Source organism: Kovacikia sp. CALU 1929, assembly GCF_056784235.1.
On record NZ_JBXBCF010000018.1, the window covers coordinates 21,761 to 32,059 of the forward strand.

Annotated in this window: 11 protein-coding genes; 3 read left to right on the plus strand and 8 right to left on the minus strand. The window is 47.4% G+C overall.

Annotation, left to right across the window (positions count from 1 at the left end):
* Position 1 precedes the first annotated feature (1 nt).
* Positions 2-673, minus strand: coding sequence for a nicotinamide riboside transporter PnuC (gene pnuC, locus AC1S52_RS01130; RefSeq protein WP_482027201.1), 672 nt, complete (start codon positions 671-673; stop codon positions 2-4).
* Between the two features lie 98 nt (positions 674-771).
* Here pnuC and AC1S52_RS01135 point away from each other — a divergent pair, with 98 nt between their 5' ends.
* Positions 772-1,044, plus strand: coding sequence for a hypothetical protein (locus tag AC1S52_RS01135; protein WP_482027202.1), 273 nt, complete (start codon positions 772-774; stop codon positions 1,042-1,044).
* A 149-nt stretch (positions 1,045-1,193) separates the two neighbouring features.
* Here the strand turns inward: AC1S52_RS01135 and AC1S52_RS01140 are convergent, their stop codons facing one another.
* Both AC1S52_RS01140 and AC1S52_RS01145 read right to left on the minus strand, forming a co-directional pair.
* Positions 1,194-1,964, minus strand: a complete 771-nt coding sequence (locus tag AC1S52_RS01140; protein WP_482027203.1) for a hypothetical protein — start codon at positions 1,962-1,964, stop codon at positions 1,194-1,196.
* 82 nt (positions 1,965-2,046) lie between these two features.
* The gene (locus AC1S52_RS01145; protein ID WP_482027204.1) at positions 2,047-3,090 is read right to left on the minus strand and encodes a PDDEXK nuclease domain-containing protein; all 1,044 of its coding nucleotides are present in this window, start codon (positions 3,088-3,090) and stop codon (positions 2,047-2,049) included.
* Positions 3,091-3,278: 188 nt separating this feature from the next.
* Here AC1S52_RS01145 and AC1S52_RS01150 point away from each other — a divergent pair, with 188 nt between their 5' ends.
* A complete protein-coding gene (locus AC1S52_RS01150; protein ID WP_479719781.1) occupies positions 3,279-4,034 on the plus strand; it encodes a ParA family protein in 756 nt (251 codons plus the stop codon).
* Positions 4,031-4,972: a ParB/RepB/Spo0J family partition protein gene (locus AC1S52_RS01155; protein ID WP_482027205.1), complete on the plus strand. Its 942-nt coding sequence runs from the start codon at positions 4,031-4,033 to the stop codon at positions 4,970-4,972. Before AC1S52_RS01150 ends, AC1S52_RS01155 begins: the two co-directional genes overlap by 4 nt.
* A gap of 156 nt (positions 4,973-5,128) precedes the next feature.
* On the opposite strand, the gene AC1S52_RS01160 is transcribed toward AC1S52_RS01155, so the two are convergent.
* The 5 genes from AC1S52_RS01160 to AC1S52_RS01180 all read right to left on the minus strand — a co-directional run.
* Entirely contained in the window at positions 5,129-6,019 is an 891-nt protein-coding gene (locus AC1S52_RS01160) for a 3'-5' exonuclease (RefSeq protein WP_482027206.1), read from the minus strand.
* 3 nt (positions 6,020-6,022) lie between these two features.
* Complete coding sequence (locus AC1S52_RS01165) at positions 6,023-7,279, minus strand: UvrD-helicase domain-containing protein (protein WP_482027207.1); 1,257 nt, start codon at positions 7,277-7,279, stop codon at positions 6,023-6,025.
* Positions 7,280-8,395, minus strand: a complete 1,116-nt coding sequence (locus tag AC1S52_RS01170) for a hypothetical protein (RefSeq protein ID WP_482027208.1) — start codon at positions 8,393-8,395, stop codon at positions 7,280-7,282.
* 9 nt (positions 8,396-8,404) lie between these two features.
* Positions 8,405-9,856 carry a DUF1998 domain-containing protein gene (locus AC1S52_RS01175; protein ID WP_482027209.1) on the minus strand — a complete coding sequence of 484 codons (1,452 nt, stop codon included), beginning with the start codon at positions 9,854-9,856 and terminating at the stop codon, positions 8,405-8,407.
* Positions 9,759-10,299, minus strand: a 541-nt coding sequence (locus AC1S52_RS01180) for an IS1 family transposase (RefSeq protein ID WP_482027210.1), incomplete at its 5' end; no start/stop codon positions are given. The genes AC1S52_RS01175 and AC1S52_RS01180, both read right to left, overlap by 98 nt.

The following is a 10,299-nucleotide window of genomic DNA, read 5'->3' on the forward strand; positions in this document are numbered from 1 at the left end:
CCTACTGCTCAATTGCCTTCAACTGTTGTTCGCGATCGATGCGTTGAAAGTTCTTCAACCCGCTTAAAGCCATCAACCCAAAAACGGCGTAAAGGATGCTGGTTAAATACAGGTGGCGGAAAGCGTAGAGCGGCACATAAATCAGGTCCACCGTAATCCACAAATACCAGCTTTCCACCAAACGGCCCATGAGATAGAGATGGGCAACCAGACTCATGACCGTCGTGAGGGCATCCAAAAAGGGAGCCGCTCCTCGAATGGCAATCAGGAACGATCTCAAAGCGAATATGCTGGCGATCGCCAAAATAGCTGTCAGGATCAACCATTTCCTGGAAATATGCCCCACAGGTTTCTCAGTCTGGTTCTGTCCACCCTGTAACCAGATGTAGATGGCTTGCAAACTGGTGATGAAGTAAAACACCTGCAACCCAACCTCTGCGTACAGTTTTGCCTGGTAGAAGACAACTCCGTAGAGGGCTGTCCCGACCAACCCAATCCACCATCCAAGGGGGTTGTTTTTTGCCAGTAACCAGACACTCCAGGCGTAGGTCACGACAGCAACGGTTTCCAGCACACTCAGTTCGATTGGAATTACCCTTTGAAAGGGCATGAGAAGAAGCAGGATACTGGCGATGATGCCGATAGTGGATTGAAACCGGGCAGATTGAACCATAGGGGAGGCACAGGAAGCATAAGAACTTCTACCAATGGACAGTAGCCTACCTCAATTTCAAGCAATCCAATAGAAATAGCCCTTATTCTGTTTTGCTTGTGGAAACTTTGATTCAGTTTGCTCCCAACGTGGCGGCAGTGCTTTTGATGCTGCTGGGAGGAGCCGCATTGCTCTTTCCGAAAACAATGGCTGCCTTTGTCGGGCTTGGTCCGATCGCCCCGGTCGGCATTTCTGAGATTCGCTCAACACTCGGTAGCTTCTTTCTGGGGTTGGGAGCGACCTGCCTCTGGTTGCAGTCTGCGGATGCTTTTACGGTCTTGGGTGTAGCTTCTTTGGGAGCGGCGTTCCCTTGGGGTTGCGCGAAGCGCTAATCGTGCGACTGTTATCCAGTATCTTTGACCGCAGCATTACAGTCAAAAATATCGGCGGTGTGGTGGCAGAAGCACTTTTGGGTGCTTTGTTCCTGCTGAGTTGGATTTAGCAGGGTTGAGTCGGCATCTCTATGTTTAACTGGCTAACTTTATTTCTTATACTTCGCAAGGATTTCTAAAAATTCTGCTACTACAGCTTTTGGCTGGTTGTAACACTTCTCCGCAGGGCGATGAACAACACAAAGAATTCCAGACTTTTGCAGCCATGCGTGCTTCTCTGCATCTTTTTCGTATCTATCTGGATGATGCGCTACTTCTAAAACTCCCCAAGTACCATCTACACAGATAAGGAAGTCAACTTCACGATGATCTAAGTAATTCTTTCCTGTCTCATTTCTAACGGCAAGAGGTAAGGGAAAGAACAATACACCAGCTTGCTCTAATTCCTGAGCAATCCTGATCTCTGATTTCGAGGCAAACTTCATCTCGTTGTAGGTATAGACGGCAGGCTCTCTTCCTTCTCTCATACCTATCTTTTCTGAAATAACTGCCTGGTTTAATTCTTTAGATTGTGCGATGAGATACTTAATAGTTTTTTGCCAATCTTCCTCAACTTCCAAGAGCTTGACTCTGAAATGTACAGGAAATTTATCCATGCTGTACCAAATATGTCCTTCTGCGACAAATTTGAATTTTTCTGTGAGGATTTCTTTCGCTACTTCATCTTTTCCAAGTAGCGTATAGGAGCTAAGTGGTAAGTATACTGAAACACTACTTATAATCTCCTCACCATAGTCCTGCTCAAGGCTATAGTCTAGATCAGCATCTACAAGAATTGCAGCATAATCGTTCCAATGATCGTCAATTAAAGCTTGTATCCAGGTTCTATGCAATCTGTTGAGTAGTTCTTCGTAAGACACAAAAGACTCCTATACCAAGTAAACCCTTTAAGTACGGATTAATCTTAGCCTAGCGATACGAGTTGAAGCCCCTTTGTGGGCGTTATTGTTCCTGGTCACTCTCTAATTCAGAGATAATTGCCTCCAATTGCATCTCAAGCTGTTCAATCGAAGGTAAGCTCTCTTTTAGTTGTTTGGGCAGTCGGTGAGTAGCAACGGCGATCGGTGTGTTCAAATTCCGTAAAGCATACTCTGCCTTCGTTTTACTCTTGGATTTACATAAGATAAGCCCAATCGTTGGATTATCTGTTGAATGTCGCATCTGGTCATCGACGGCAGAGACATAAAAGTTCATCTTTCCAGAATATTCTGGCAAAAACTCAGTCATTTTGAGATCAATGACGATAAAGCAGCGAAGTTTTAGGTGGTAGAAAAGCAGATCCAAATAATAGTCATCGCCATCAACTTCCAAATGGTACTGGCTCCCCACAAATGAAAAACCGACGCCTAACTCTAGAAGAAAATCTCGGATCTGAGTGACCAGAGCTTGCTCTAGCTCCCGTTCTTGTACTGTTTCTTGAATCGACAAAAATTCAAAACTGTAAGGATCCTTAATCAACTGTTTGGCAAGATCGGATTGAGGTTGGGGCAAAGTTCGATCAAAATTCGTGACAGCTTCGCCCTGTCGTTGGATTAAGTTACTCTCGATCTGGTAAACCAAGATGTCTCGACTCCAGCCATTCTCGATCGCCTTTTGAGCATACCAAAGCCGATGTTCTTGAGTTTTTAGCTTATCGATCAGGGCAATGTTATGCCGCCAGGGTAATTTACCAACGCTGCGTTGGAGAATTTCCTCATCTGGGTATGCCTCAGCGAAAGCCTTCATGTAGCCTAGGTTTGAGCGAGAGAATCCCTTAATCTCTGGAAATTCTTTTTTCAAATCCTTTGCCAAACGCTCGATAACTTTAGTGCCCCAGCCTTCTCGTTGTTGCTGCTCCAGAATAGAGCGCCCAATCTGCCAGTAGAGGAGGATTAATTCTTGGTTGACGGCAAGAGCCGCTCTAACCTGAGCACTTCGGATGCGTTCCTTGAGGTGACGCAGGAAAACATCGTAATTTTCGGGCATTGAAAACAGGCGATCGCTCACGGTTAAGGTTCTATCGTTCGTGACTTAACAGTTTATAGTGCCATCATCTCATCAAAATCTAGTCAAAATTCGGATTTACTTCCTCACTTATCTCGTAAACTCTTAATATCACGTATTCAGGCTGACCAGGTGTCTTCTTCTGGTACAAGCTGATAAAGTAAAAAATTACCCCTAAAACCTACATTCCAGTGAGCCGAGTTATTTCACTCTTCAACCAAGCCGGTGGAGTTGGAAAGTCCACTCTAGCTTCAAACATCGGCTATAGCCTAGCCCAAAGAAAACGCCGAGTACTTTTAGTGGATATGGATCCGCAATCGTCGTTAACGACGTTTGTGGGGATCGATCCAAGGCAAGTAGACCGAAGTGTCTATCACGCGATCGTGCCTGAGGAGGAACTGCCTATCCTCAAAGCAATTCATGGGATGGATCTAGTTCCATCTCAATTGAAGCTTTCGGACGCAGAGCAGGAGCTAGTCACTGCTTATATGCGGGATACAAGGCTGAAAGATGCCTTGGAGCCAGTCCGGGATCAGTACGATTTTATTTTGATTGATTGTCCGCCAAGTTTGGGGATGCTGAGCTACATCTCGTTGGTTGCGTCCGACTACATTCTGGTGCCCATTCAGACCCAATTTAAGGCGTTTCAGGGAACAGATATGCTCTTGCAAACCCTACAAAAAGTCAAAGCTAAGCCAAATCGTAAGCTACAAATTGCTGGGTTCATCCCTACAATGTATGACGGACGTAACTCTCACGATGAATTGACCCTAGAGGCAATTCGGGAACAACTTGCCCCCCTCGGTAAAGTTTTTCCATTTATCCCTAAGTCAACTGTGTTTGCAGATGCTTCAATGGAACGAGTTCCCTTAGCAGTGTATAGTCCCAAACACCCTGCTAAGAAAATATTGGATGGATTGGCGAAAGACCTGGAGAAATTAGCATGACCCGGAAGCGAGAGCGAGTTTTTGGAGGACAAATTACAGCTCCAGTAGCATTATTTGCTGATGTGGAAACTCCGACATCGCCTGAGAGACTGGCAATTAGCCAGATCAGTTTCCCCAAGCAGCAACCCCGGCGGTATTTTGATCCCGAAAAGATGGAGCAGCTTGTACTCTCCATCAAAGAGCATGGAATTCTAGAGCCACTTCTTGTCCGTAGTTTTGAGAATTCGGACAAGTATGAATTGGTAGCAGGTGAGCGGCGCTACCGTGCTGCAAAGGAAGCAGGGTTGACAGAAATACCTGTGGTGATTCGTGAGCTATCTGATGAGCAAGCTATCCAAATCGCTCTGATTGAGAACCTACAGCGTGAGGATCTCAACCCCGTTGAGGAGACGGAAGGAGTTCTGCAACTGCTATCTCTGAAGCTCCAAATGCCTGCACCTGATGTGCCCAAGCTCCTTTACCGAATGCAGCATGAGGCTAAAGGAAATGTTGCCCATAACGTTATGGGCAGTGATGAGGATAAGGCAGTTCAGTCAGTATTTGCTGCTCTAGGGACGATGACCTGGGAGTCCTTTGTAAATAATCGGCTTCCATTACTCAATCTTCCACAGGATGTGTTAGAGGCTTTACGCCAAGGCAAAATCGCTTACACGAAGGCACAGGCGATCGCCCGTGTTAAGGATGATGGGCTGCGTGGAGACTTACTTGATAAAGCAATTTCACAAGATCTCTCCTTGGCTCAGATTAAAGAACAAGTTGCTGAGCTAAAGACTGACAAGACTAAGCAAGAGGACAGTTCTCCCTCACTTAAAAGCCAGATAGATGATGTATTACGCCTGGCTAAGCGATCAAAAGTTTGGGCTGACCCTCAAAAACAAAAGAGATTGGAGAAAGTGCTGGCAGAGCTAAAATCCATTGTTGGTGACGTGAATTCATAGCACATACTTGAACTACCAGTGATCAGTACAGTTAAGGAATGGTCTTCCTACTGAAGATTTATGGTATCCGTTGGAGTTACTGTTAGCACCACAGAACTGTAAAAATAGACTTATCTAAAATTGAATGCATTTCTGTCAGTTAACTTCAAGATTAAGCTATCTCGAGATGGGAAGCAGTGGACTAGGGTTACCGCAATAGGTAATTAAGACCTGCTTCTTTGCACGGGTTGCTGCAACATGGAGTAAGCATCGCTCTCCATCAACGAAACGGTCTTGAGATGCTTCATCTGCACAATGCTCTAGTCCTGCTTTAAGAGGGATAGTGTCTGCATTTAAAGAAGGGAGAATCACATAGTTGAATTGCAGTCCTTTAACACGGTGCATCGTGCTGATTCTGATCCCATCTTCTAATGGATTGTCAGGTTGATTTCGCCGGATGCGTTTGACTGGAAATTCCATGTTCTTTAGAGCTGTTTCATACTGCTCCATCAAAGGAGCCGTGCGGAATACTAGACAAGTCCCAGAAAGGGTTTGCTCTGTGGAGTGAATGCTGGACAGCAGTTGTTTCAGATAGGAAAGTTCATCATCAAATCGGGTAAAACCCTGAATGACTGGTTCATCCCCATGCATTAGCGATCGGTAGTCTTTTAGGGAGTCAGATCCCCCGTCTAAATCGTCAATGCTCATTCCTTGCAAAACTTGGGTTGCCCATCGGCGGATCTCATCTGTAGTGCGGTAATTTAAACGGAGTTTTCTAGATCGCCCTTGAATGTTGATTCCACAACGGCTGAGGGTAGCAACTTTGCCGTAGATTCTTTGGTGAGGATCACCGACGATAAATAGATCATTAAGAGCTGGTTCTCCTGCGATCGCCCTTAATAGCGTAAACGCAGCCTCACTCATATCTTGTGCTTCATCAACGATGACAGCCCTAAATGGTAAAGATGCCGCTCCCTTGGTTGCAATAATTTGGGCTGCATCTCGCATTGCATCTTCGGGTTCGCGCAGTCCCTTTTCTCGAAGCAGGTTTCGGTATTCTTCAAACACGCTCTAGATCATTTGACGCTGAGGGCGGCTAAGGCGAGTTCCTCGACCAGTACGACGAGCCACTAAATAGTCTCGTAGGGTCTGACATCCCTGATCAAGCACAACGGTTTGCCATTCTTCTTGATAGAAGCTTAAGGGCAATCCAAGCTCAACTGGGGCAGTCGTGTATGCTTGCTTCCACAGGTCATCTGTTTCATCGCTGTAGAGAATACGGGTTTCGACACCCTCCTGCCGAAGAAATTCTGCAACCCAGGCATCCAGGTTGATGACTCGAATGCGTCGCATTTGATCTGTTGAACAGATGGATTTGAGGTTCGCTTCGATATCTAGGGCTAAATTGCGGGTAAAGGTGGTAAACAGAATGCGATCGTTTGGGTCGGTAAAGCGGTTTTGTACGAGCCACTTTGCACGATGCATCGCAACCACCGTTTTTCCTGTACCAGCACCGCCGAGAACGCGTACTGCTCCATTCCAGTCTCGATCGACAAGCTTGCGCTGGGTAGGATGCAGAAATACCCGCCACTTTTCAAGTGGAGCCGCCAGCATCTCTTCCAGTTCTGTGTCGTCAGTGATCACCATGAAGCGGCTGAGGCTGTCATCGTTTTGCAGCGCTTTTTCTAGATCCTCGGTATCGACAGCTTGAACGGCTTTGGACTTATCTAGTTGTTGCAGAACCTCATTCAGTTCATAGCCTGCGGCTAACATCAAGAGCGCGTCACTTGCCTCACGGGGTAGGTGGGGTAATAGCTGTTCAACGGCATCATCTGTTTTGATCTGGCGTACAGCAGGAAGCAAAATTTCTGGAACGCCAAGCTTCATTAATTGCTTGTCTTCGACAGAGTCAAATTTTCCTGGCTGTTGAGGTTGCTCTTGATTAATTCGTTCTAGCCGTTCAGTTGTAACTTCTACATCTTCAACGTCAATGATTTGCAAGGCACCTGATACTTCGTTGATCCGGCAAACTTTACGTTTTGCCCAAGTGTAAGCATCATCATGTTTGTCTACCCACAAAAGGATATAGACGTTACCAGAGTCAGGTTTCAGGACGATCGCCCGATGTGCCTGGTCTACTCGCACGGATTTCATCCGCTTGTCACGGCTATCGCGAATTGACTCGTAATTTAAGCCAGGACGGGTTGGGTCTTGACGAAAGCGATTGATAAATTCTGAGACTTTGCTTTGGGCATTGCGGGGCAAACGGCTATAAGCATCAAAAAAGTCGTCGGAGATTGCCAGCCGGAACGTATTTTGTAGCGCCATTTATACCCCTCCTTTCAGCGTCACGCCAATATCACCTATTGATTGTAGAAATTGCTCGATGTCCCAGGCTTTCCATCCTACTTCCGTAAACGTGACCTGATCCGATTCCGTTAGGGTAACGGCAATGCGATGTTCAATCCACGCTAGCTCTGCCATTGCAACGACTTGATTGAGATCGCCCATGAGTTCATATCCTGCTTCTGGAATTGTCCAACGCTCCTGACGCATTTGCTCCAGGGCTGGTAGCAGTCGATCGTCAACCATTAACTGACTCAACTGGTGCCATGCTTCATCTTCTCCATTGGTTTGTTCAAGTGGGTAGCTTGTCACTTTGGGCAGCAAGGTTCTTGCTTGATCCACACCTGATGTCGTGACTGCGTAGCAGTGAGAGAGAAACTGATAAAAATTAAGCAACCGCAATGCTTCAATCCAATTACTGCGAAGGAGCGATCGCTCGACTTGCGGAGTATCGTCCAGTCGCAGCAGTACGAAGCTACCTGTTGGATCATGGGGATGCCGTTGGATATCTACCGCATTCCAAAGAGTCAGGATCGGAGATATGCTGATTTCTGTCCCAACCCATTTATTGGGTGGATCCCAGTAATTGATTGCATCCTGATTAGTATAGGAGGTTGCCTTTTCCAACCATTGATTTTGTGAAATGGATGGGTTGGACTTCGCTTGAACTGCTGTTCTCAGCAATGCCCAACGCTGTCTCTCCTCGGCATTGGGGTTGAACAGGTAAAGCATCAGCCATTCAAAACTATCTAACTCCTCCATTGGACGCAGAGAAAGGCATTGATATTGTTGGTAAACCTGCTGCATCACTGCATGGGGCAGTGAGCAAGCCAAACCGTTTGGGCGGTTAACCGGATGATCAGGGTCTATCTGGGCAGTCACGTCATCCCAGGTCAGAGACCAGCACCAGAACTGCCCACTACGAAGGATAGCAAGCCGTTGCTGAAAATCTTCACTGAGACGCTCCTGGTGATACTTCCAACCATCTGTGAAGATGACAATGGGACGGCTGGGAATACGGCTAGAGGCTGGACGAATCACGAAGTCGGCACGGGATGGGATCTCCACACCGTCCTGAGCAGTAAGTAATACCTGCATTTCGATCGTTCAGGACACGTCACCGACTTTCAGGTAATAGCCTGTCCGCCCGTTGACAATTTCTTTGCGGAGGATGGGGGACGCTCCCTCATAGACCTTACCGCTGTAACGGTGGATAGCTTCAATAAAACGTCGTTCTAATTCACTCTCAAAATTGCTGTTGAGCCGAATGGCTGATAACCCTTCTGACGGTTCCTCCAGGGCTGCCCAGTGCTTTTCGATGGCAGAAAGGAGACGTACAGCCGTTAGACGGCTGGTTTCATCCTGGTCAAAGCTATTGCGATAGGCAAACAGGCAACTGTAACATCCATCTCGTCCAGGATCATTCTGACAATTACAAGCACGCACAACAGCGAGTGCGCGACTAAAAACATCTCGTAGATCGTCAGGGGTACGGATGAGTTGTCGCAAGTAGCCTGTACCACCATGAACTGTATCAAAAAGATACAGAAAAGATTTTCGGAGGGAGGAGTTTGGCTGAGGTTCTTCGCTGATAACTGTACACAAGTGATCAACCTTGCCACCAAATTTCTGTCTCAACCCAAGTTGAAGTGCAGCGATAAAGGAATGTAGCCCTTGATCTGTCCAGAAGTTTTCATCTGGCATCAGAAAGCGAATTGCTTCAGATTCAAATTCGCGGTAGAGGTACAAGACATCTAATGCTTTTGCCTGGTCGGGTTTGTCATGATACTGGCAGCTAATCATGTGATCCTTGGCTTTGTCGCCTCGCATCACTTTGCCGCAACTTTTACAAACGCGGAATCCCTGCGTGGTGAAGCGTTGTCCTGCCAATTCAACCGTTTCTCCAATCGATAGAGACTCTCCTAAGTTCACCTCTCGGAAACTGGTACGGCAGATATATTCGATCCCAAAGGGAAACTCTTTATCTTTAATCAGAAATGTCTTTTCTCGAAACTCTGGATTGAAATCGACCAGAAGATGGCGTTGAAAAAATGCTGTACTCCGGTCTTCCCGATCGTCCCCAAATCGGCTCTTGCGATCGCTCGTACTCGCCATCACCTGACGCAGCCTTAACATGCGGCGGAGTCGTCCCTGATCACTCCACATGGAATCATTGCAGCGAGGACAGGCTTTTGTATGGGCTTCGGGTTGAATGCCGCGTACAGCATAGTTGCAGCTGCGGCAAATGCGCCACTCTTCTGGCTCTGAGAGCTTGAGGTCGATTTGGTCGATTTTGACACGCCGCCCTTCTGCATAGAACACACCACTGGGTACAAGTTCTCGAATGGCTAATGCTCCGGGGCGCTCGTAGCTAAGCGTGAAAGTTTCATACTTCTTGCCGTCCTCCCCTTCAGTTTTGGTCTTTTGCCGCCAGAGAATCGATCGCAATGTCACCCCAGCTTCAGGGAAGGAATAGTTGGTAAAGGCGGGGCAGTGACTGCCACAATGCTTGGGCCGATTCAGTAGAACGGTCTCCCACATGACACCCAATAATTTCACGACTGGCTCTATCCATCGCCAGCCAGACCCACTGTTTATTGCCCTTTTCATCCACAAATGACCACAACTCATCCAACTGCGCCACCAGTCGAGTTGTTGGTTTGTCCCCCACCTCGGCTTTCTGAGGAACCTCGCTGTAGCACTCATTCACGTACTGTTGCAACCAACTCTCGGACAAGTGCAGCAAAACAAAAGTTTTGTAAGGGGTGAAGGGGTGGAACCCCTTCTTGGGGGCGAAGCCCCCAAACCCCCATGTTGCAAACACGAAATTTTGCAACATGGGGGTTTGCCATCTTGCCTCTGCACAGCCAGCCCTGGAATCTCGAAGATTGGGGGAGGGGCTGGCGAGTCGTGGGGTGGGCTGTGCAGAGGTCCTAGCGTGGTGCCAGGGGTGTCGGGGTTGCAGGTTGGCGCGGTCGGCGTTGCCGGGCGGCCGGGCGGGG

Bases quoted from the DNA above. Each gene is read 5' to 3' on its own strand.
- pnuC (WP_482027201.1), bottom strand. From the start codon at position 673: ATGGTTCAATCTGCCCGGTTTCAATCCACTATCGGCATCATCGCCAGT.
- AC1S52_RS01155 (WP_482027205.1), top strand. From the start codon at position 4,031: ATGACCCGGAAGCGAGAGCGAGTTTTTGGAGGACAAATTACAGCTCCA.
- AC1S52_RS01165 (WP_482027207.1), bottom strand. From the start codon at position 7,279: ATGGCGCTACAAAATACGTTCCGGCTGGCAATCTCCGACGACTTTTTT.
- AC1S52_RS01170 (WP_482027208.1), bottom strand. From the start codon at position 8,395: ATGCAGGTATTACTTACTGCTCAGGACGGTGTGGAGATCCCATCCCGT.